General features: G+C 68.5%; 21 protein-coding genes. 12 read left to right on the top strand and 9 right to left on the bottom strand.

Annotation, left to right across the window (positions count from 1 at the left end):
* Positions 1 to 4 precede the first annotated feature (4 nt).
* The 4 genes from GLP40_RS09455 to GLP40_RS09440 all read left to right on the top strand — a co-directional run bounded on the left by GLP40_RS09455 (position 5) and on the right by GLP40_RS09440 (position 5,995).
* The gene (locus GLP40_RS09455; protein WP_154787483.1) at positions 5 to 3,409 is read left to right on the top strand and encodes a pyruvate carboxylase; all 3,405 of its coding nucleotides are present in this window, start codon (positions 5 to 7) and stop codon (positions 3,407 to 3,409) included.
* Positions 3,406 to 3,963, top strand: coding sequence for a 16S rRNA (guanine(966)-N(2))-methyltransferase RsmD (rsmD, locus tag GLP40_RS09450; protein WP_154787482.1), 558 nt, complete (start codon positions 3,406 to 3,408; stop codon positions 3,961 to 3,963). Before GLP40_RS09455 ends, rsmD begins: the two co-directional genes overlap by 4 nt.
* Before the next feature lie 233 nt (positions 3,964 to 4,196).
* On the top strand, positions 4,197 to 4,937 hold the full coding sequence (locus tag GLP40_RS09445) for an SDR family oxidoreductase (RefSeq protein WP_154787481.1): 741 nt from the start codon (positions 4,197 to 4,199) through the stop codon (positions 4,935 to 4,937).
* Between the two features lie 44 nt (positions 4,938 to 4,981).
* Positions 4,982 to 5,995 carry an RNA polymerase subunit sigma-70 gene (locus tag GLP40_RS09440; RefSeq protein WP_154787480.1) on the top strand — a complete coding sequence of 338 codons (1,014 nt, stop codon included), beginning with the start codon at positions 4,982 to 4,984 and terminating at the stop codon, positions 5,993 to 5,995.
* A gap of 73 nt (positions 5,996 to 6,068) precedes the next feature.
* Here GLP40_RS09440 and GLP40_RS09435 read toward each other — a convergent pair whose 3' ends face one another.
* Positions 6,069 to 7,232 carry an alkaline phosphatase family protein gene (locus tag GLP40_RS09435; RefSeq protein WP_196054599.1) on the bottom strand — a complete coding sequence of 388 codons (1,164 nt, stop codon included), beginning with the start codon at positions 7,230 to 7,232 and terminating at the stop codon, positions 6,069 to 6,071.
* Positions 7,233 to 7,472: 240 nt separating this feature from the next.
* Here GLP40_RS09435 and coaD point away from each other — a divergent pair, with 240 nt between their 5' ends.
* Positions 7,473 to 7,958, top strand: coding sequence for a pantetheine-phosphate adenylyltransferase (gene coaD, locus GLP40_RS09430; protein ID WP_154787478.1), 486 nt, complete (start codon positions 7,473 to 7,475; stop codon positions 7,956 to 7,958).
* A 196-nt stretch (positions 7,959 to 8,154) separates the two neighbouring features.
* Here coaD and GLP40_RS09425 read toward each other — a convergent pair whose 3' ends face one another.
* Positions 8,155 to 9,105, bottom strand: a complete 951-nt coding sequence (locus GLP40_RS09425; RefSeq protein WP_154787477.1) for a hypothetical protein — start codon at positions 9,103 to 9,105, stop codon at positions 8,155 to 8,157.
* Positions 9,106 to 9,329: 224 nt separating this feature from the next.
* Positions 9,330 to 9,866 carry a GtrA family protein gene (locus GLP40_RS09420; RefSeq protein WP_230329404.1) on the bottom strand — a complete coding sequence of 179 codons (537 nt, stop codon included), beginning with the start codon at positions 9,864 to 9,866 and terminating at the stop codon, positions 9,330 to 9,332.
* Between the two features lie 265 nt (positions 9,867 to 10,131).
* On the opposite strand from GLP40_RS09420, the gene GLP40_RS09415 reads away from it, so the two are divergent.
* From GLP40_RS09415 to GLP40_RS09390, 6 genes are all read left to right on the top strand, one after another.
* Positions 10,132 to 10,878 carry a DivIVA domain-containing protein gene (locus GLP40_RS09415; RefSeq protein ID WP_154787476.1) on the top strand — a complete coding sequence of 249 codons (747 nt, stop codon included), beginning with the start codon at positions 10,132 to 10,134 and terminating at the stop codon, positions 10,876 to 10,878.
* A gap of 239 nt (positions 10,879 to 11,117) precedes the next feature.
* Positions 11,118 to 11,795 carry a YceD family protein gene (locus tag GLP40_RS09410; RefSeq protein WP_154787475.1) on the top strand — a complete coding sequence of 226 codons (678 nt, stop codon included), beginning with the start codon at positions 11,118 to 11,120 and terminating at the stop codon, positions 11,793 to 11,795.
* A 2-nt stretch (positions 11,796 to 11,797) separates the two neighbouring features.
* Complete coding sequence (gene rpmF, locus GLP40_RS09405) at positions 11,798 to 11,980, top strand: 50S ribosomal protein L32 (protein ID WP_120737450.1); 183 nt, start codon at positions 11,798 to 11,800, stop codon at positions 11,978 to 11,980.
* A 17-nt stretch (positions 11,981 to 11,997) separates the two neighbouring features.
* Positions 11,998 to 12,768: a ribonuclease III gene (rnc, locus tag GLP40_RS09400; RefSeq protein WP_328289924.1), complete on the top strand. Its 771-nt coding sequence runs from the start codon at positions 11,998 to 12,000 to the stop codon at positions 12,766 to 12,768.
* Positions 12,769 to 13,626, top strand: a complete 858-nt coding sequence (gene mutM / locus GLP40_RS09395; protein ID WP_154787474.1) for a bifunctional DNA-formamidopyrimidine glycosylase/DNA-(apurinic or apyrimidinic site) lyase — start codon at positions 12,769 to 12,771, stop codon at positions 13,624 to 13,626.
* Positions 13,627 to 13,742: 116 nt separating this feature from the next.
* Complete coding sequence (locus GLP40_RS09390) at positions 13,743 to 14,324, top strand: dihydrofolate reductase family protein (RefSeq protein WP_154787473.1); 582 nt, start codon at positions 13,743 to 13,745, stop codon at positions 14,322 to 14,324.
* On the opposite strand, the gene GLP40_RS09385 is transcribed toward GLP40_RS09390, so the two are convergent.
* From GLP40_RS09385 to GLP40_RS09360, 6 genes are all read right to left on the bottom strand, one after another.
* Positions 14,321 to 14,773 (bottom strand): DUF350 domain-containing protein, encoded by a 453-nt coding sequence (locus tag GLP40_RS09385; RefSeq protein WP_154787472.1) that lies wholly within the window; start codon positions 14,771 to 14,773, stop codon positions 14,321 to 14,323. The two genes, GLP40_RS09390 and GLP40_RS09385, sit on opposite strands and share 4 nt — an antisense overlap.
* 27 nt (positions 14,774 to 14,800) lie before the next feature.
* Positions 14,801 to 15,964: a glutathionylspermidine synthase family protein gene (locus GLP40_RS09380; protein WP_328289923.1), complete on the bottom strand. Its 1,164-nt coding sequence runs from the start codon at positions 15,962 to 15,964 to the stop codon at positions 14,801 to 14,803.
* Entirely contained in the window at positions 15,964 to 17,217 is a 1,254-nt protein-coding gene (locus GLP40_RS33695; protein ID WP_230329403.1) for a YML083C domain-containing protein, read from the bottom strand. Before GLP40_RS33695 ends, GLP40_RS09380 begins: the two co-directional genes overlap by 1 nt.
* Before the next feature lie 27 nt (positions 17,218 to 17,244).
* Complete coding sequence (locus GLP40_RS09370; RefSeq protein ID WP_154787471.1) at positions 17,245 to 17,526, bottom strand: acylphosphatase; 282 nt, start codon at positions 17,524 to 17,526, stop codon at positions 17,245 to 17,247.
* On the bottom strand, positions 17,523 to 17,984 hold the full coding sequence (locus tag GLP40_RS09365; protein ID WP_154787470.1) for an OsmC family protein: 462 nt from the start codon (positions 17,982 to 17,984) through the stop codon (positions 17,523 to 17,525). Before GLP40_RS09365 ends, GLP40_RS09370 begins: the two co-directional genes overlap by 4 nt.
* Positions 17,985 to 18,053: 69 nt before the next feature.
* The gene (locus GLP40_RS09360) at positions 18,054 to 18,713 is read right to left on the bottom strand and encodes an HAD family hydrolase (RefSeq protein ID WP_154787469.1); all 660 of its coding nucleotides are present in this window, start codon (positions 18,711 to 18,713) and stop codon (positions 18,054 to 18,056) included.
* Between the two features lie 163 nt (positions 18,714 to 18,876).
* On the opposite strand from GLP40_RS09360, the gene GLP40_RS09355 reads away from it, so the two are divergent.
* A complete protein-coding gene (locus GLP40_RS09355) occupies positions 18,877 to 20,070 on the top strand; it encodes a cytochrome P450 (RefSeq protein ID WP_154787468.1) in 1,194 nt (397 codons plus the stop codon).
* Positions 20,071 to 20,178 lie beyond the last annotated feature (108 nt).

Below are 20,178 nucleotides of genomic sequence, written 5' to 3'. Positions count from 1 at the left end.
ACGCATGTTCTCCAAAGTCCTGGTCGCCAACCGCGGCGAGATCGCCATTCGCGCCTTCCGTGCGGCCTACGAACTCGGCATCGGTACCGTCGCGGTTTTCCCGTACGAGGACCGCAACTCCGTGCACCGGCTCAAGGCCGACGAGGCGTACCAGATCGGTGAGCCCGGACACCCCGTGCGGGCGTACCTCTCGATCGAGGAGATCATCAAGGCCGCCAAGTCCGCGGGCGCGGACGCCATCTACCCGGGCTACGGCTTCCTGTCGGAGAACCCGGACCTGGCCGCCGCCTGCGCCCGGGAGGGCATCACCTTCATCGGCCCGTCCGCGCAGGTCCTCGAACTGACCGGTAACAAGGCGCGCGCCATCGCCGCCGCCAAGGCCGCCGGACTGCCGGTGCTGCGTTCGAGCGAACCGTCCGCCGATGTGGACACGCTCATGGCCGCCTCGGAGTCGATGGAGTTCCCGATCTTCGTCAAGGCCGTCGCCGGTGGTGGCGGGCGCGGCATGCGGCGGGTCACCGATCCGGCGCAGTTGCGCGAGTCCATCGAGGCCGCCGCGCGCGAGGCCGAATCGGCCTTCGGCGACGCGACCGTGTTCCTCGAGCAGGCGGTGGTCAACCCCCGCCACATCGAGGTGCAGATCCTGGCCGACCAGCAGGGCGATGTGATCCACCTCTTCGAGCGCGACTGCTCGTTGCAGCGCCGCCACCAGAAGGTGATCGAACTCGCGCCCGCCCCCAACCTGGATCCAGCACTGCGCGAACGCATCTGCGCCGACGCGGTGGCCTTCGCCCGCCAGATCGGCTACTCCTGCGCGGGCACCGTGGAATTCCTGCTCGACGAGCGCGGAAATCACGTGTTCATCGAGATGAATCCGCGAATCCAGGTGGAGCACACGGTGACCGAGGAGATCACCGATGTCGACCTGGTGCAGTCGCAGCTGCGCATCGCGGCGGGTGAGACCCTGGCCGATCTGGGCCTGAGCCAGGAGTCGGTCCACATTCGCGGCGCGGCGCTGCAGTGCCGCATCACCACCGAGGACCCGGCCAACGGGTTCCGGCCCGACACCGGCCGCATCACCGGCTACCGCTCCCCGGGCGGTGCGGGCGTACGCCTGGACGGCGGCGCGAACGTCGGCGCCGAAGTGGGCGCCCACTTCGACTCCATGCTGGTCAAGCTGACCTGTCGCGGCCGGGACTTCGCCACCGCGGTGGCGCGGGCCCGGCGCGCGGTCGCCGAATTCCGTATCCGCGGCGTGACGACCAATATCCCCTTCCTGCTCGCGGTGCTGGACGATCCGGACTTCCGCGCGGGCAAGGTCACCACCTCGTTCATCGACGAGCGGCCGGAGCTGCTCACGCTGAAGAGCTCGGCCGACCGCGGCACCAAGATCCTGCAGTACCTGGCCGACGTCACCGTGAACAAGCCGCACGGCTCGCGGCCCACCAAGGTGTACCCGCACGACAAACTGCCCGCCATCGACCTGACCGTGCCGCCGCCGGCCGGATCCCGGCAGCGGTTGCTCGAGCTCGGGCCGGAGGCCTTCGCGCAATGGCTGCGCAACCGCGAGGGTGTGGCCGTCACCGACACCACCTTCCGTGACGCGCATCAGTCGCTGCTGGCCACCCGGGTGCGCACCAACGGCCTGCTCGACGTGGCCGGGCACGTGGCGCGCATGACCCCCGAGCTGCTGTCGATCGAATGCTGGGGCGGCGCAACCTATGACGTGGCGCTGCGGTTCCTCTACGAGGACCCGTGGGAGCGGCTCGCGGCGCTACGCGAGGCCGTGCCGAACATCAACCTGCAGATGCTGCTGCGCGGCCGCAACACCGTCGGCTACACGCCGTACCCGGAAAAGGTCACGCGCGCTTTCGTTTCCGAGGCCACCGCCACCGGCATCGACATCTTCCGCATCTTCGACGCGCTCAACAATGTCGACCAGATGCGTCCCGCCATCGACGCCGTCCGCGAAACCGGCACGGCCCTGGCCGAAGTCGCGCTCAGCTACACCGGCGACCTGTCCGACCCGAACGAGAACCTCTACACCCTCGACTACTACCTCAAGCTCGCCGAGCAGATCGTCGAGGCCGGGGCGCACATCATCGGCATCAAGGACATGGCCGGTCTGCTGCGCGCGCCCGCCGCCCACACCCTGGTCACCGCGCTGCGCCGGGAGTTCGACCTGCCGGTGCACGTCCACACCCACGACACCCCCGGCGGTCAGCTGGCCACCTACCTCGCGGCCTGGCAAGCCGGCGCGGACGCCGTCGACGGCGCGTCGGCGCCCATGGCGGGCACCACCTCCCAGCCCGCGCTCTCGGCCATCGTCGCGGCGGCCGCGAATTCGCCCTACGACACCGGGCTGAACCTGCAGAACGTCTGCGACCTCGAGCCGTACTGGGAGGCGCTGCGAAAGGTGTACGCGCCCTTCGAATCCGGGCTGCCGGGGCCAACCGGCCGCGTCTACCACCACGAGATCCCCGGCGGGCAGCTGTCGAACCTGCGCCAGCAGGCCATCGCGCTGGGCCTGGGCGACCAGTTCGAACAGGTCGAGGCGAAATACGCTGCGGCCGACCGGATGCTGGGCCGCCTGGTCAAGGTCACCCCGTCCTCCAAGGTGGTCGGCGACCTGGCGCTGGCGCTTGTCGGCACCGGCGTCGACGTCGAGGACTTCGCCTCCGACCCGGGCCGCTACGACATCCCGGACTCGGTGATCGGTTTCCTGCGTGGGGAACTCGGCACCCCGGCCGGCGGCTGGCCCGAGCCGTTCCGCAGCCGTGCGCTCGCCGGTCGTGGCCCGGCCAAGCCGGAGACCCAGCTGACCGCCGCCGACGAGGCCGGACTGAACGGGACTTCGGCGGACCGCCGCGCCACCCTCAACCGCCTGCTGTTCCCCGGCCCGACAGCCGAATTCGTCGCCCACCGCGAGAAGTTCGGCGACACCACCGGACTGTCGGCCAACCAGTTCTTCTACGGCCTGCGCCACGACGAGGAACACCGGGTCCAGCTGGACAAGGGTGTCACCCTGCTCATCGGACTGGAGGCCATCTCCGAGCCCGACGAGCGCGGCATGCGCACGGTCATGTGCATCCTCAACGGCCAGTTGCGCCCCATCACAGTGCGCGACCGCTCCATCGCCAGCGAGATCCCCGCCGCCGAGAAGGCCGACAAGACCAATGCCGGCCACATCGCGGCGCCCTTCGCCGGCGTGGTGACCCTGGCCGTCTCCGAAGGCGATTCGGTCGCCGCCGGGGACACCATCGGCACCATCGAGGCCATGAAGATGGAGGCCGCCATCACCGCACCGCGCGCGGGCACCGTCCGCCGCGTGGCCATCGCCGACGTACAGCAGGTGGAGGGCGGAGATCTGCTCGTCGAGGTCAACCTCACCGAGGCCGCCGCCGAATGACCCGCATCGTGGCGGGTACCGCCGGGGGCCGACGCCTGCGCGTCCCCCCGGCGGGCACCCGCCCCACCTCCGACCGCGTGCGCGAGGCCCTGTTCAGCCTCCTACACGCCCGCATGGACTTCGACGGCATCCACGTCCTCGATCTCTACGCGGGCTCGGGGGCGCTGGCGCTGGAAGCGCTGTCGCGCGGCGCATCCCACGCGCTGCTGATCGAATCCGACCGCAAGGCCGCGGCCATCATCCGCGGCAATATCGGCGACCTCGGGCTGCCGGGCGCGGAATTGCGGCAGAACACGGTGACCAGCGTCCTGGCCGGTCGGCCCCCCGAGCGTTACGACCTGGTCTTCTCCGATCCGCCCTACGCCCTCGAGGTCGCTGACGTCCAAGCCGACCTGCGCGCGCTGGCCGACAACGGTTGGCTTCACGACGACGCGCTCATCGTCGTCGAACGCTCCATCCGCTCGCCCGAAGTGTCCTGGCCCGACGGCTACTCACCCCTGAAGTCCCGCACCTACGGCGAAACCCGCATCGACCTCGCCGAATTCGAGGGTTGACGGCATTCGCACGCAGTGCGCGCAGATTTTCGTCATCCCGGCATGCTCTTGACCCTCTCGACCGGGATCCATCGCCGATAGTGCCCGCGTCGCCGGTGTGGATCGCGGCCCGAAGCGCACTGGAATGATAGGGCCGCTTCCGCGGGAGCATTTCTGGCGGCGGAGACCGACGGATTCTCGGACTGCCACTGGTCTGTACATGGACAGGAACCGACCAGAGTTTGGAGTCTTCGATGTCCGATTCGACGCAGACTGCCGTTGTCACCGGCGCGAGCCGGGGGTTCGGGCGGGCGATCGCCGCCGCGGTCGTCGCCTCGGGGGCGCGGGTTATCGGCGTGGCGCGTGACGCACGGGCGTTGCGGGAGGTGCGGGCCGAACTCGGGGACGGGTTCGTACCCGTATTCGCGGACGCCACCGAGGACGCGGTGGCACAGCGGGTGATTCGCGAGCATCGGCCGAACCTGCTGGTACTGAATGCTGGGGCCACACCTCATCTGGCTCCGATCCACGAGCAGAGCTGGGAGACATTCGGCCGCAACTGGGAAACCGATACCAAACACGCGTTCGTCTGGATCAGGGCCGCCCTGCGGGCGCCGCTGGCCCCCGGGAGCGCGGTGATCGCCATGTCCAGCGGCGCCGCGCTGGCCGGGTCGCCGCTCAGCGGGGGGTACGCGGGAGCCAAGTCCGCCATCCGATTCATTCGGACGTATGCCGCCGAGGAATCGGACCGCGCCGGACTCGGCATACGGTTCGTGGCCCTGCTGCCCAAGCTGACACCGGCCACCGGGCTCGGCGAGGAAGCGGTCGCGGGGTATGCCGCCCGGCAGGGTATCGACGTGGAAACCTATCTCGCCGGGATGGCGCCGATGCTCACGCCCGAGCAGGTCGGCAAGGCGGTCGTCGAACTCGCTGGTGATCCCGGCAGCGCGGCGGAATACTTGGTGAGCGGCGCCGGGCGCAAGCAGATCGGCTGAGGGTCGCGACCATGACGATGAGCGCATCTCCGGGAGCAACAGCCATGCCTTCCGACATCGAGCCCTCCACCACCGAGTCGCGCACGGCCACCACGGTGCCTGCCGAGAACGAATTCGCCGCTCTCACCGAGCGATTCCGGAAAGAGCTGCTCGCGCACTGCTATCGCATGCTGGGGTCGGTGCACGATGCCGAGGATCTGGTGCAGGAGACCTATCTGCGGGCCTGGCGCGGGTTCGGTGGGTTCGAGGGGCGGTCATCGGTGCGAAACTGGCTGTACAAGATCGCGACCATGGCCTGCCTGACCGCATTGGAAGGGCGCTCCCGTCGACCGCTGCCGTCGGGACTGGGCGCGCCGGAGGACGATCACCGGGTGGCGATGGCGGCCCGGCAGCCCGAAGTGGCGTGGTTGCAGCCCGCGCCGGACTCGCTGTTCGGGTTCGACGATCCGGCCGCGATCGTGGCCGGGCGGATGGGGGTGCGGCTGGCTTTCCTTGCGGCACTGCAACTTCTGCCCGCCCGGCAACGCGCGGTGCTGACGCTGCGCGACGTGCTGGCCTTCCGGACGGTGGAGGTCGCCGCCATGCTGGATACCACGCCGACGGCCGTGGACAGCGCGTTGCGGCGGGCGCGGAGCCGATTGGCCCAGGCGGGGCCGGTGGCGGCGGACCTGGCCGAGCCGGACGAGCTCGCCCAGCGGCGGCTGCTCGACGACTACGTCGACGCGTTCACCCGCGCCGATCACGCCGCGCTGCTCGAGCTCATGCGCGCCGACGTCGAAATGGAAATGCCGCCCACGCCAACATGGTTCACCGGACGCGACGCGGTGCACGGCTTCCTCCGCAGCCGCATTCTGCGGCCGGGCCTCTGGCGTTTCACCCCGGTCCGCGCGAACGGCCAGCCCGCCTTCGTCGTTCACAAACGCGTCGACGACCACCATTACGAGGCCTACGGCATTCAGGTCCTCACGCTGATCGGGGCCAGGATCGCGCGCATCACCGCCTTCAACGACCCGCCTCTGGTCGGTGTCTTCGGTGGCGCCCCCATTCTCGAGACCTGAAGCGGGAGCGGCGGATACGGCGATGCCCGACGTGTGCGACACGTCGGGCACCGTCAGCGAATCTGCCGGAAGCTCAGTTCTCGAACAGGTCCCGCAGCGATTCGGGGGCCTTGTACTGGCAGGTGTTGGCCAGACAGCCCAGGTCCCACATCTGCTCGATGGCCGACAGCACCGAGTAGTGGTCGGTGACATCGGTGGACGTCTTGTGGTGGGGCTGGGGCTTGCCCTGCTCGCCCTGTTCCTTGTGGACCTTGTCGGAGTTGATCACCAGCAGCGGGGCGTCGCCGCCACCGAGGACGGTGCCATTGGCGCCGACCGGGCTGCCCGGGCCGCCGGAGAAGCCGGAGTAGTCGTTCTCGTCCCAGGCGACCACGATGCTGGAGCGAGTCTTCTTCCAGGTGTCCGAGTTCATGATCTTGCCGACGGTGTCCTTCAGCCAGTCGTCACCGCGGTGGATCGGACCGTGCGCCACACCGGAATCCGGGTTCGCGCAGTCGGGCTTGTTGATCAGCGCGGCGGCCGCGGTGGACAGGCCGTGCATGTCGGAGCACTGGTCGGGGCTGATCCAGCTGAAGGCGGGCACGTTGCCGCTCTTCAGGTCCGCGTCGAAGTTGTTCTCCAACGGCACCACCTTCTGCAGGCGGGCATTGCCGGGGGAGTTGATGTCCGAGAAGTACATGAAGGGGTTGTGCTTCTGGGCGTACAGCTTGACCGTGGTGCCGTTGACGTTACCCGGCGCGTACTCGCCCTGGTACCCGACCGACGGCATGGCGCCCATGTAGGCCTTCCAGGACTTGCCCTTGCCCTCGAGCTCGTCGACCAGGTTCTTGCCGGCGAACATGTGCGGCTTGGCGGTCGCGCTGGCGACCTGGTCCTGGGTCAGCGACGCGCCGGAGGTGCCGTCGCCGGAGTTCGGGACGAATTCCTCAGGGGCGCAGGTGGAGTTGGCGCCGGCCTTGCAGTCGTCCCAGATGCCCTGGAAGTCGCCCGAGAACATGGAGAGGTAGTTGGGCAGACTGGGGTGGGTCACGCCGTGGAAACCGGTGGACACGCCGTTGTCCTTGGCCAGCTGGTTGATGTACGGCGCATCGGCGGTGTTGCCGAGGATGTCGGCGTCGCCCTGATTCTCCATCATGATGTAGAAGATGTGTTCCGGCGCCGCCCCGTGGCCGTTCCCGGGATCGGCGGACGCGGTCGCGCCTACCAGGCCGCCGAACGCGCTCACTGTCGCAGCCACGGTGACTGCGATCTTCCGACCCAACGATGCCCTTGCCATATGCGTACTTCCTGATCGAGCGAGATTGTCGATGCAGCTTCGCAATCGGCGCAGCAAACGATCAACGGGCGAAATAAGAACACTTCACAAACGCGTGGCAAGCAGTCGCTTGGTTGCGAAACCATAGCTGACTAGGCATGACAGCTGATGATCGACCGGTCGGGCCGCGACCGTCCAGTCCGGATGCGGTAGCGTGCGGCCATGGCTGGAGCACTGTGCCCCGGGTCGTTCGACCCCGTGACCAATGGACATCTCGACGTGATCGCCCGCGCCGCCGCGCAATTCGACGAGGTGGTCGTGACCGTCGTGGTGAACCCCAACAAGCAGGGCATGTTCACCGTCGAGGAGCGGATGGAGCTGATCCGCGAGGTGACCGCCCACCTGCCCAATGTGCGGGTGGAATCCTGGCGCGGCCTGCTGGTCGACTTCGCCAAGCAGCAGGGAATCAGCGCCATCGTCAAGGGCCTGCGCGACGCCACCGACTTCGGCTACGAGCTCCAGATGGCCCAGATGAACCGCAAGCTCACCGGTGTCGACACCTACTTCATCGCCACCAACCCCGCCTACGGCTTCGTCTCCAGCTCCCTGGTCAAGGAGGTCGCCTCCTACGGCGGCGACGTCGCCGACCTCCTCCCCCCGATCGTCCACAAGCGCCTGCTGGCCCGCATCGCCGAACGTCAGGGCTGAATCCGCTCACGCCCGGATGCGTCACGAGAAGACCGGTGCTCATAGCGGTGCACCGACACCCGCTGGGCCGCAACCCCATACGGCTCAGCGAGTGTTCGGACCGGTCAGCCGCGACGGCCTTCGCGCCGAGCCGGGGCCGTGGGACGCGGCGGATTCCGATAAGGCCCGGCGGCCGCGGCGTGGCCGATGCCCGGTGTCATAAGGCGCGGACAGGGACGGGACGTGGTTGCGTTGCCGGGGCGGGCTCGATTCGACCGTCCGGGCGCGGGCGCGGCCGGGTCAACGCGGTGCGGAGACGGCGGCCGGCTCGATCGCGAACGAGTTCCTCCCAGGTCCAGCGCACGACCTCGAAGCCCAAGGCGCGCAGATGGGTTTCGCGGGTTCGTTCACGATGGATGGTGGTGGCGAGGTCGTGGCCCGGGCGGAGCAGACGGCCGTATTCGGTGGGGCCGTCGAACTCGCAGAGGACACCGGCGGAGTCGTAATAGAAGGCGACGCGCGCTACGAAGCGGCCATCGGGGGTGAGGACATCGCCCTGGGAGTGGGGGAGCGGTAGGGCGTGGTGGTGGATCATGGTGCGGCTGAGGGATTCGCCGACGCTCCGGCTGCGGCCGTCGAGGATTGTGATGACCTGTTTGGCCTGGTTGATGCCATAGCGGCCCTTGGCGCGGACGAGCTCGTCGGTGAGCTCGGCCGGGGTCAGGCCGAAGGCGCCGACCAGCGCGTCGCCCGCTACCACGGCCGCGTCGAAGGGCAGTGTCAGAGCCAGGTCGACCACGGTGCGGGCCGGGGTGGTGACCAGCAGGCCGTCGATCTCCGCCGCGGAATCCACCGGTGAGCCATGGACTTTCGTGAAAGGCCTGGTGCGGCCGCCGCCGCGGCGGTTGCGGGTCACGCATACGCGGTCCAGGGGCGCCCGCCAGAGCGTGGTGCCGTACAGCACCGCCGCCGATTGATGGCTCACCACGGTGCCGGGCGCCATATCGGGCAGCACGGCCCGAATCAGTTGCCGATGCTGCTCCCGTCGGCCGAGCGGCGTCGCGAACGGCCGATCGTGCCCGCGCTGTGCGCCGCACCCCTCGAGCAGCGCCCGCCGCGATCGCCTCGCCTCACACCGCCGTCCGCCGGCCGTGGTCACCGCGCTCATTCGCCCTCCCGGCGTGGGCGCTGCGTCCGCCGGGGAAGCGCACACGACCCGCACGCCCGCCCCATCGGCCGCCGCGGTCGCGGTCCGGCCGTATGCCGCCGTCCCCCAAGGCATCCGCGCCAACGGTCCATGTCGGAACCCCTTTCGTCGTCGATGCTGTCTTGGACGCGGACACGCCGAAAGGGGTTCCCGCACACGCGGAGAACAAGAAGGGAATAGAGGACTCAGAAGACCCAGAGCCGTAGGGTGAGGAAGCGCATGGTGCCGACCGCGGCGGTAATGCCCAGCACCGCAATGGCTTCGGCGATACCGCCCATCCCCGGTTCGATGACCTCGAGAATGGCCAGCCCGGCCGAGGTGATGGCCAGTCCGGCCAGCGCCAGCGCGCCGCCCTCCAATTGCGCTGTGTACCAGCGCACGCGGTCGGCCGCCTGGAAGGTGAGCCGCCGGTGCATCTCGTTGGCCAGCGCCGTGCTCACGATGGATCCGGCCAGATTGGCCAGTTGCGGGCCACCACCGTAGAGGGCGAGGAACAGCAGGATGTAGCCGACATTGCTGAGACCGCCGACCAGCGCGAAACGGATCAACTGCGCGAAGACCGCCTCGCCGCGCAGCCAGGCCCCGAGCCGGGCCAGCCAGCGGACGCCGGTCGCGTGCAGCGCCTCGGTGCCGTGGGCGAGGGCCTCGGTGCCATAGGCATAGGTGTTCACCAGCCCGGTCACGGGCATCGTTGCCCGTTCCGGAATCTCGTGGACAGCCATCGTCTTCCCCATCCGAACATGTCGGTGCCGACCGGGCGGTCCGGAGTCGTTCCGGGCGACTGCCATTGGCCGACACTTACTTGCCCTTCAAAGGTAACACCAAGTGGAGTGGTTTCCTCCACTTGTTTTTGTGGTCTGTGAAACAGGCCATGTTCCGGAAAACCCGCGACACGCCGCGTCGGACCTTGTTGACAGCGCGGAGATTGGCAGACTGGCGGAAGCGGAGAGTCTCGCCGTGAGTCCTGGCAGGAGAGTGGGGTAGCACATGTACCGGGTATTCGAAGCGCTCGACGAACTGGTGGCCATCATCGAAGAGGCCCGCGGCATCCCGCCGACCCGTAACTGCATCGTGCCGCGCGGCGAGGTGCTGGAACTGCTCGACGATGTCCGCGAGGCGCTGCCCGGCGAACTCGACGACGCCCAGGACGTGCTCGATCATCGCGACAAGATCGTCACCGACGCCCGCACCGGCGCCGAGGCCACCGTCAAGACCGCGAATGAGCAAGCGCACCACACGGTTACCTCCGCCCGCGACGAAGCCGACCGCATCCTCGCCGACGCCAAGGCGCACGCCGACCGCATGGTCGCCGAAGCTCGCGCCCACGCCGAGCATCTCGTCGGCTCGGCGGAGGAGGAGGCCGAGCGCACCGTCGCCGATGGCCAGAAGGAATACGACGCCCTCACCGGCCGCGCCCGTGCCGAGGCCGACCGCCTGGCCGCCGCCGGTCAGGCCTCCTACGACCGCTCGGTGGCCGAGGGCAAGGCCGAGCAGGACCGCCTCGTCTCCCAGACCGAAGTGGTCCGCGCCGCCCACGCCGAATCCGCCCGCCTCATCGATACCGCCCAGGAGGACTCCGACCGCCTCCGCCAGGAATGCGACGACTACGTCAACGGCAAGCTCGCCGACTTCGAGGAGACCCTCCACAACACCCTGCGCGTCCTCGGTCGCGGCCGCCACCAGGTGCGCCCGGGCACCTCGGTCCCGGACTACGCCGCGGAGTTCCGCCACTGAGCGGATCACCCGGAGGTTCACGGCCGAGCGCGCGGACGCGAAGCGCTCGATTCTGGACCGCGGCTCGATAGACCTCCGCCTCCGAGCGAGGCGCGAACGACTCCCCGGACCCGCGCCGCGGCGGAGAAGGGAAGCCGAGACCTCGGGGCCGCGGACCCGCCCGTCGCGGAACAGAGGGCAATGGTCACGGTATTGTTGGGTGGTTGCCCATCCCACACCTAGCGTGAGTGAGTTCAGAGATGCCTGCCGATTCCGGTAAAGGTTCGCGTCATCGTCCCAAGGTGACCGACGCGGGCTTCGTGCTGGATGTACGGAGTCTCGGACGTGCGCCCGGTTCCATGCGCGAGCTGCATCGCACCCTGACGACCGAGGAGAAGATCGGCCTCGATCTGATCGGCATCCCGGCCGGTGCGCAGGTCGAGATGGATCTCATGCTGCAGTCGGTCTCCGAGGGCGTGCTCGTCACCGGCACCGTGTCCGCTCCGCTCGAGGGCGAGTGCTCGCGCTGCCTCGATCCGTTCACCGACGAGATCGAGCTACAGGTGACCGAGCTGTTCGCCTACCCGGACAGCACCACCGAGCAGACCACCGAGGAAGACGAGATCCACCGTCTCGTCGACGACACGATCGACCTCGGGCCGGTCGTCGTGGACGCCGTCGGCCTGGAGCTGCCGTTGCAGCCGCTGTGCGAGCCGGACTGTGCCGGATTGTGCCCGGAATGCGGCGTCAAGATGGCGATTGCGGGTTCCGGCCACGGTCATGAGATACTTGACCCTCGCTGGGCCGGGCTCGCCAATTTCAACGCTGAGTCCCCCGATGCGGCTGGGTTCGATGAACGCGTCGTGTCGGACCCATCAACCGATTCCACCCTTGCGGGACACAACGGTGCCGCAAGTAAGAAGACAGAGGAGAGCTAGTCGTGGCCGTTCCGAAGCGCCGGATGTCCCGTGCCAACACCCACGCGCGTCGCAGCCAGTGGAAGGCCACCGCGCCGACCCTGATCACCTGCCCGAACCGGGCCTGCGGTCAGAAGACCCTGCCGCACATCGCGTGCCCGAGCTGCGGCACCTACAAGGGCCGTCAGGTCACCTCCGCGATCTGATTCGCCTTCAGCCGACCGTGACCGCTAGCAAGGACGCGGCGGATGTTCCCGCCGTAGGTGACGCAGCCGACCATGCCAGCCTGCTCGAGGCGCTCGGCGTAGACGTGCAGCCGGAGCTGTTGCGCCTCGCGCTCACGCACCGGTCGTACGCCTACGAGAACGGTGGCCTGCCGACCAACGAGCGCCTGGAGTTTCTGGGCGATTCGGTACTCGGACTGAGCATTACCGAGCGCCTCTATCTGGAGCACCCGGACAAATCCGAGGGCGAGCTGGCGAAGCTACGCGCGAGCGTGGTCAACATGCACGCGCTCGCCGAGGTGGCCCGTGGTCTCGGTGCGGGCGGTCTCGGCCGTCATCTCCTGCTCGGTAAGGGCGAGGAGCTCACCGGAGGCAGGGACAAGCCGAGCATCCTCGCCGACGGCATGGAGTCGCTGCTGGGTGCCGTGCATCTACAGCACGGCATCGAGGTGGCACGCACCGTGGTGCTGCGGCTGTTCGCCGAACTGCTCGAGCGCGGTCCTCGTATGGGGGCCGGGCTCGACTGGAAGACCAGCCTGCAGGAGCTGACCGCCGAGCGCGGCATCGGCGTGCCCAGCTACGAGATCACCTCCACCGGACCCGACCACGACAAGGAGTTCACCGCCACCGCGGTGATCGGCGGGCAGGGTTACGGCCAGGGGGTGGGCCGCTCCAAGAAGGAAGCGGAGCAGAAGGCCGCGGGCGCGGCCTACCGGGCGTTGAACGCCGAGAACGCGCCCGAGGGTTCGGACGACGGCTCGAAGAGCTAGATGCCCGAACTTCCCGAGGTCGAAGTCGTCCGGCGCGGGCTCGCCGAGCATGTGGTGGGCCGCGTCCTGGACCGGGTGACGGTCAAGCATCCGCGTTCGGTGCGCCGGCATGAGCCCGGCGGTGACGATCTGGCCGCCCGCCTGACCGGTCTGCGCGTGGCGGACGCGCAGCGGCGGGGCAAATTCCTGTGGCTGACCTTCGACGAGCCCGATACCTCTCTCGTCGTGCATCTCGGCATGTCCGGGCAGATGCTGGTGCAGCCCGCGGCAGCGCCGCTGGAGAAGCACGCGCACATCGTGGCCGCCCTCGACGACGGGAACGAGCTGCGGTTCGTGGACCAGCGCACCTTCGGCGGCTGGATGCTCTCGGATCTGGTCGAGGTGGACGGCACCTGGGTGCCGGAGTCCGCGGCGCACATCGCGCGCGATCCACTGGATCCGCGGTTCGACGCCGACGCCGTGGTGAAGACGTTGCGCGGCAAGCAGTCCGAGATCAAGCGGCTGCTGCTGGACCAGACCGTAGTGTCAGGGATCGGCAATATCTATGCCGACGAGGCGCTGTGGCGGGCCAAGATCCATGGTGAGCGCCCGGCCGGCAGGCTGACCGGACCCGCGCTGCACACGCTGCTCGCCGAGACGCGGAACGTCATGAGCGAGGCGCTGCGGGCCGGGGGCACCTCCTTCGACGCGCTCTACGTGAACGTCAACGGCCGGTCCGGGTACTTCGAGCGGTCGCTCAATGCCTACGGGCGTGAGGACGAGCCGTGCCGGCGCTGCGGGGCGATCATGCGCCGGGAGAAGTTCATGAATCGTTCGTCTTTCTCCTGTCCGCGGTGTCAGCCCCGCCCGCGCGGCTGAGACCAGCAGGTTTTCTTCGTTCCAACGTCGGTCGAGCGTGACCGAGCCTCCCTATCCCGTGCTTCGAGGCGCTACCTTTTTCAGTAGCGGCATGCGTTGTGCCGGTGGAGGAACAGATGCGCAAACTGACTTACTTCGTCGCGGCCACCATCGATGGATTCATCGCCACCGATGCGGGCTCGGTCGACTTCTTCCCGGTCGGGGGAGACCACGGTCCGGCGATCATCGCGCAGTATCCCGAGACCCTCCCCACCAAGGTTCGTCAGGTGCTGGGCGTCGACAAACCGTGCCAGAACTTCGACACCGTGATCATGGGCCGCAAGACCCACGACTTCGGCGTCCGCACCGGCACGTCCAGCCCGTACGCCCATCTGCGGCAGTTCGTGGTGTCCACCACGTTGCCGGAGAGCCCCGCCCCCGACGTGGAACTGATCTCCGAGAACCCGATCGAGCGGGTGCGCGAGCTCAAGCGCGAGAAGGGCCTCGGCATCTGGCTGTGCGGCGGCGGCGAGCTCGCCAAGTCGCTGCTGCCGGAGATCGACCAGGTGTTTCTGAAGCTCTACCCGATGGTCCTCGGCCACGGCCGCCCGCTCTTCGGCACGGCCGGGCAGCTGCCCGAACCCGCCAAGTTCCGGGTCCTGACCAGCCGCGTCTTCGAGGACGGCGTGGCCTTCATCAAGTACAGCCGCGTGCGCTAAAGGATGGCGATCGCGACCACCAGACCGATGGCGACGTGCGCGGCGGAGACGACCACGGCTTCGGCGCTGAACTGGGGATTCTTCAGCACCGCGCCGATGTCGATGCCGAGCACGTACTCCAGGACGCGCACCGAGATCACCTGGGCCACAATGCCGACCAGTCCGTAGACAGTGGCCGCGATCAGCCCCTCGGAGAGCTTGCCCGCCTGGGCGTAGATCGCCAGCACCACGATGAACGCCATGCTGATCATGGCCGCGGCGCTGACGATGATGGCATTGGGCAGTCCGCGGGCCACCATGGCGCGCAGACTGCCCGGGGTGGTCCAGTCGACGGCCTGGAAGCCGATGAGCATGAGCGCCAGACCGAGCAGGGCGTAGAGCAGGATCGCGCCTACGCCGCGGCCGAGTGAGTGCCAGTACCCGGCTTCGAGCGCGAGTGCGGTGGTCATCGGTGATCCTCCAGGTCGGGGGCGCGTCTACTGCGGAATTCGGTGCGGGACGAAGGTGGAGCTGTCGTCGGTGATGAGGCCGACGGTCTCCCGGATGCCCAGTCCCGCGGAGGTGTCGCCCACGATCCAAGCACCCAGCACCGGTCGCATGCCGTCGAATTCGGGCAGCGGGTCCAGCATTTGGTAGACATACCCCTCGGCGCCGTAGACGCCGCCGGTGGCGGTTTCCATGCCCGCGCCGACGATCGTCATATTCGCGCCTTCGCGACCCAGTTTGGGTTTGCGGATGTACTCGGTCAGCTCGTGCGGGTCGTCGAGGTAGGTGGGCAGCAGGTTGGGGTGGCCGGGGTACATCTCCCACAGCACCGCCAGGATCGCCTTGTTGGACAACAGGGTCTTCCAGAGCGGTTCGACCCACATGGTTTCCGGCAGGGACTCCACCACGCGCCGGCCGAAGTCGTCGTCGAGGGCCCATTCCCACGGGTAGAGCTTGAAGATGGCCTCGATGGGGGCCTCGGCCAGATCCACGAAACGGCCCAGCTCCGTATCGAATCCGACGTCCTCGATGGGGAGGGCGACGGTGTCGAAGCCGGCTTCGGCGGCGGTCTCCTGCATGTAGGCGGTGGTGACATTGTCCTCGCCGGAGGAGTCCGCGCCCGACCAGCTGAAGTGCAGCTGCGAGCCCGGCAGCGTCTCGCGCACCTCACCCCAGCGCTCGACCAGCTTCTCGTGCAGGGAGTTCCACTGGTCATCGTCGGGGTGGGTGTCGGTGAGCCAGTGCCACTGCACGATTGCCGCCTCCAGCAGGGAGGTGGGCGTATCGGCGTTGTACTCCAGCAGTTTCGCGGGGCCGCGGCCGTCGTAGCGCATGTCGAAGCGCCCGTAGACGTGCGGGTCGGAGCGGTGCCAGGACTTGGTGATGGGCTCCCAACTCCATTGCGGCAGACCGAAATCGGCGAAGCGCTCGGTCAGCACCACCTGTTCGACGGCGTGCAGGCACATGGAGTGCAGCACCTCGACCTGCGCTTCCATGGCGAGGATCTCGTCCATGTCGAACTCGTAGTGCACCGATTCGTCCCAGTAGGGGCGGGGGTGACCGTTCGGGTACTGCCCCGGAGAGCCGTAGACCAGACCCTGACTCTCGATGATCCGCTGCCAACCCGGCCGCGGAGTGCTGCGAACTCGCCGCACTAAGAACCTCCACCCTTGATCTTCGCACCGAGTCCGCCGCGCTGAATCGTGCTGCCGCTCTTTGTCTTCACCGTCGAGCCCTTCGGCGCCACCGTGGTGCCGCCGCTCGGCGCGTGACCGATGGTGCCGGTGCCGCCGTAGTAGTACCGGTAGGAGTGCCCCGCCAGAAAGAAGAATCCGGGGTGCACCCCGCCGTCCCCATGATCCTGCGCATCCGAACAGTAGTTGTCCGGAACGACGATCTCCTGATTGTCCTGCGTGGCGGTCACGGTCTGGCCCGGTCCGGTGGGGACCGTCTCACCCTTGTTGGCCACCACCGTGCAGTAGGCCGTCACCTCGGGCCCGTTCCACGCCGAAGCCACCAGGTATCCGCCGCCGACCAGCGCCGCTATTCCCACCACGGCCGCTCCGCCGATCAATATTCGCTTCTTCTTGCGCTGCTTGGCTTCCGCGGCCTCCGCCTCGGCCCGCTCCTGTTCCTCGGCTCGACGCCGCGCCTTCTCCCGAGCCCGCGCCTCCGCCACCGTGGGTGGTCGCGGCTGCGTGACTCCCGCCTCCTGGGTGGTGATGCTCCCGCGTCGCGGCGGGGCGGGCTCCTCCAGCGGCGTGGGCAGCGCCGGTTCCCCGGGCTCCAAGGACGGTCCCGGCAGTACGAAACCGGCTCCGCCCAGCAGGGGACCGGGCGTCTCGCCCGACCCGGCAGTCGGAGCGCCGTCTCCCGGCCGCCCGAAAGCCCCGGATCCGCCATGGAATTCCCCCGCCACGTGATGTGGCCCGTGATGCTCCTCGGCCCCGAAATCCGCGGGCAGCGGCAGCGTCGGCTGATGCCCGCCCGGCTGACCCGCGGCAGGTCCCCCGGAACCGCTTACGGCGCTTTGGGATTCGCCGGAGGCCGCCGCGCCGCCCGTCTCCGGCTCGGGCGTGCTCGCACCGAACCCGGATTCAGGGGGGAGCGCGCGAGTCGGCTCAGCTCCGCCCCCGCCGAATCGGATCGTGGGTCCGCTGCCGCCCTGGTCGGTAGTGGGGGATCCGCTGGACGGACCCGGTGTCGACTCGGCCTCGAACTGGACGGTGGGTTCGTTGCGGCCGCCGGTGAGCGGGGCGGGTCCGGCGTCCGGATCCGGGGTCAGCGGGTAGTGCTCATGGCCCGGGTGGACGGGATCGTTCGGGGTGGTATGGGATTCGGCGGGACGCGCGGGGTCGGGGGTGGGGTGGTCCGGTTTGTCCGGGCCACCGGGACGGTCAGTGGGCATTGGTCGACTCCGTGGGCTCGCCGCTCGCTAGCGTTCTTCGAATCCTGTCATGCCGCCCGCGGCGGTACTCCAGTCTTCCACCACCAGGTTTACCCGGCCCGGTGTAGTACCGGAACGTAGCAGGTCGAGCAAGGTTTCGCAGCGATCGCGCGGTCCTTCGGCGACGACGTGCACGCGGCCGTCGCGGTGATTGCGGGCATAACCGGCCAGGTTCAGTTCCAGCGCGCGCGAGCGGGTCCACCAGCGGAAACCGACGCCCTGGACATAGCCGTGCACCCAGGCGCTGAGCCGGACCGGATCCGAAGTCATTCGTCGATGCGGAAGGTCAGGTTGACGGTGGTGCCCGCCTCGAGGGTGCGGCCGACCGTGCACACCTTGTCGATGGCGCGCTGCGCGGCCACCAGCAGCCGCCGCCGGGACTCCTCGTCGAGTTCGCTCAGGTCCAGTTCGACTTCCTCGGTGAGCTCCGGGTACAGCTCGTTCTCACGGTCGGCGTCGCCGGAGACGTGCACGGTGGCGTCGAAGGTGTCGCCCAGGCGGCGCGCGAGAGTGAAGTCGGCGCTCAGGCCGGTGCAGCCCGCGAGCGCGATCTTCAGCAGCTCACCCGGGGTGAACGCGCCCGGCACACCCGCGGACGCGATGAACACTTCGCCACCCCGATTGTTGCGGCCGGTGTAGGCGCGGGTCCCGGTGCGTTCGGCCCACAGCTTGACCGGCTCGGTGGCCGGGTCGGTGGCGGGCTGCGGTGCGGCGGTCTGTTCGGACATAGCAAGATCCTCCCATTGAGTCACCCGGGACAACCACCTGGTTGCCGATTGTTCGGAACGTCGAGGTGGTCAGGGGAATTCCGCCACCAGCTCCGATGTGACGTCCTTCAGGCTGTCGGCAACGTACGCCGCCAGCGCGATGGCGTCCACGGCGGGCGGGTATCGGGGATGCGGGACGGCGATGACCGTCATGCCCGCCGCGTGGGCGGCACGCAGGCCATTGCTGGAATCCTCGATCGCCACGCACAGTTCCGGGTCGACGCCGAGCCGCGCGGCGGCCTCGAGATAGCCGTCGGGCGCGGGCTTGCCGCGCGCGACCTCCTCGGTGGACACGGTTGCGGCGAACAGATCGGTGACGCCCATGTGATCGAGTACCACGTCGATGAGCCGCCGCGGAGACGAGCTGGCCAGGCCGAGGGCGCACGTCTCCGCCAGGCGCCGCACGGTGTCGGCCGCCTCCGGCATGAGCGGCAGATGCTCGGTGTAGCGGGCGGCCATGCGGGAGATGACGTCCTCGGCTACCTCGTCGGGCGTGCGGCGGCCGTCGAGCAGGTCCTCGCTCAGGTATCGCGACCACTCGGCCGTGCTCATTCCCATGAACCGGTCCTGGGTGTCGGGCAGCCATCGCCCCCGCATCTCCGCGATGTACTCGCGTCGTACCTCCTCCCAGATGGGCTCGGTGTCGATGAGTACGCCGTCCATGTCGAACACGATCGCGGCAACGGGCATGGCCTCCATGTTCGTTCATCGGCGTCCGGGTACCAGGCGTCGGGTGCCCTTCTCTCGCGTCCACTGACTGGGATCGCCGCCCCGAACAGCGCCGCCCGCCCGCGCGCGCAGTTAGCGTCCGAGGTGAAAGACGCATACCCGCAAGCGAATACAGAGGTGGGCCATGGGCATTATCATGGACATCTACGATCCGGAACTCTATGTGTCCGGGCCGATCCACGAGATCTTCGCCAACCTGCGCCGAACGGATCCGGTGCACTGGCAGGAGATGCCGGGCGAGCCCGGCTACTGGGCGGTTCTGAAACACGCGGATGTGGCGCACGTGGCCCGCAATCCTGCGCTGTTCTCCGCCGAACGCGGGGGCGTGATCCTGGAGAACCAACCGCCCGAGCGCCTGAAACAGACCCGCAACATGCTGCTCATGATGGATCCGCCGCGGCACACCGCATACCGCAAGCCGCTGGCCGAGCATTTCAAGGCGCGGGTGATCGAAGAGCTGGAGGACCGGGTCCGGGAGCTGACCCGCGCCCTGCTCGAAAGCGTCGACGGCGAGGTGGAATTCGTGCACGACGTGGCGGGCGTGCTGCCCAGTCAGGTGGTGGGCGGGCTGTTCGGGATTCCGGCGGCGGACTGGACGAGCATTCGACGCTGGGCCGAACAGTCCACCAGCCAGCAGGATCCGGACCTGGTCGGGGACTTCGACGTGACGGCCGAGCTCACCAACATGGCCATCTACGCCATCCAGTTCTGTATGGCACGCCGCACCGAGGAGCCGAAGGCGGATCTCACCTCGCTCATCCTGGGCGGGTCCTTTGGCGGAAAGCCCATGTCGGATCTGGAGTTCGGCAGCTTCTTCACCCAGCTGGTGACGGCCGGCAACGACACCACCAAGACCATGCTGTCCTCGGGTCTGCAACTGCTGCTGCGGCATCCGGAGCAGCTGGCCGCCTTGCGCGCGAATCCGGCGCTGATTTCCGGTGCGGTGGAGGAGATTTTGCGTGTCGCCAACCCGCTGCACTACTTCCGCCGCACCGCCACCGCCGACACCGAGATCCGCGGCGTCCCCATCAGGGCGGGGGACAAGGTGGCCATGTGGTATACCTCGGCCAATCGCGACGAGGACGTCTTCGCCGACGCCCAGCGCTTCGACATTCGCCGAAATCCCAACCCGCATTTGTCCTTCGGTCTGGCCCAGCACTTCTGCCTGGGCGTGCATCTGGCGCGGCTGGAGGGTCGGGTGTTCTTCGAGGAACTGCTGGCCCGCTTCTCGAAGCTGGAGCAGATCGGCGACGCCCGGCGCATACGCTCGAATCTGAACAATGGCCTCAAGTCGCTGCCCATCCGGCTGACGCGGTGAGCGGCGCGCACCCAGGGCGCTGAACACGCGGCCGCCGCTCAGAGCTCGCAGCCAATATTCGCGCGGCCATCATCGCATCGACGCCCGGCCGTTACCCGCGGTCGCGAC

This window comes from Nocardia aurantiaca (assembly GCF_009708175.1).
GTDB lineage: Bacteria > Actinomycetota > Actinomycetes > Mycobacteriales > Mycobacteriaceae > Nocardia > Nocardia aurantiaca.
The sequence above is the reverse complement of the archived record's forward strand: the minus strand, read 5'-3'. Positions and strand labels throughout refer to the sequence as shown.

Bases quoted from the DNA above. Each gene is read 5' to 3' on its own strand.
- GLP40_RS09455 (WP_154787483.1), top strand. From the start codon at position 5: ATGTTCTCCAAAGTCCTGGTCGCCAACCGCGGCGAGATCGCCATTCGC.
- rsmD (WP_154787482.1), top strand. From the start codon at position 3,406: ATGACCCGCATCGTGGCGGGTACCGCCGGGGGCCGACGCCTGCGCGTC.
- GLP40_RS09445 (WP_154787481.1), top strand. From the start codon at position 4,197: ATGTCCGATTCGACGCAGACTGCCGTTGTCACCGGCGCGAGCCGGGGG.
- GLP40_RS09440 (WP_154787480.1), top strand. From the start codon at position 4,982: ATGCCTTCCGACATCGAGCCCTCCACCACCGAGTCGCGCACGGCCACC.
- coaD (WP_154787478.1), top strand. From the start codon at position 7,473: ATGGCTGGAGCACTGTGCCCCGGGTCGTTCGACCCCGTGACCAATGGA.
- GLP40_RS09425 (WP_154787477.1), bottom strand. From the start codon at position 9,105: ATGAGCGCGGTGACCACGGCCGGCGGACGGCGGTGTGAGGCGAGGCGA.
- GLP40_RS09420 (WP_230329404.1), bottom strand. From the start codon at position 9,866: ATGGCTGTCCACGAGATTCCGGAACGGGCAACGATGCCCGTGACCGGG.
- GLP40_RS09415 (WP_154787476.1), top strand. From the start codon at position 10,132: ATGTACCGGGTATTCGAAGCGCTCGACGAACTGGTGGCCATCATCGAA.
- GLP40_RS09410 (WP_154787475.1), top strand. From the start codon at position 11,118: ATGCCTGCCGATTCCGGTAAAGGTTCGCGTCATCGTCCCAAGGTGACC.
- mutM (WP_154787474.1), top strand. From the start codon at position 12,769: ATGCCCGAACTTCCCGAGGTCGAAGTCGTCCGGCGCGGGCTCGCCGAG.
- GLP40_RS09390 (WP_154787473.1), top strand. From the start codon at position 13,743: ATGCGCAAACTGACTTACTTCGTCGCGGCCACCATCGATGGATTCATC.
- GLP40_RS09385 (WP_154787472.1), bottom strand. From the start codon at position 14,773: ATGACCACCGCACTCGCGCTCGAAGCCGGGTACTGGCACTCACTCGGC.
- GLP40_RS33695 (WP_230329403.1), bottom strand. From the start codon at position 17,217: ATGCCCACTGACCGTCCCGGTGGCCCGGACAAACCGGACCACCCCACC.
- GLP40_RS09370 (WP_154787471.1), bottom strand. From the start codon at position 17,526: ATGACTTCGGATCCGGTCCGGCTCAGCGCCTGGGTGCACGGCTATGTC.
- GLP40_RS09365 (WP_154787470.1), bottom strand. From the start codon at position 17,984: ATGTCCGAACAGACCGCCGCACCGCAGCCCGCCACCGACCCGGCCACC.
- GLP40_RS09360 (WP_154787469.1), bottom strand. From the start codon at position 18,713: ATGCCCGTTGCCGCGATCGTGTTCGACATGGACGGCGTACTCATCGAC.
- GLP40_RS09355 (WP_154787468.1), top strand. From the start codon at position 18,877: ATGGGCATTATCATGGACATCTACGATCCGGAACTCTATGTGTCCGGG.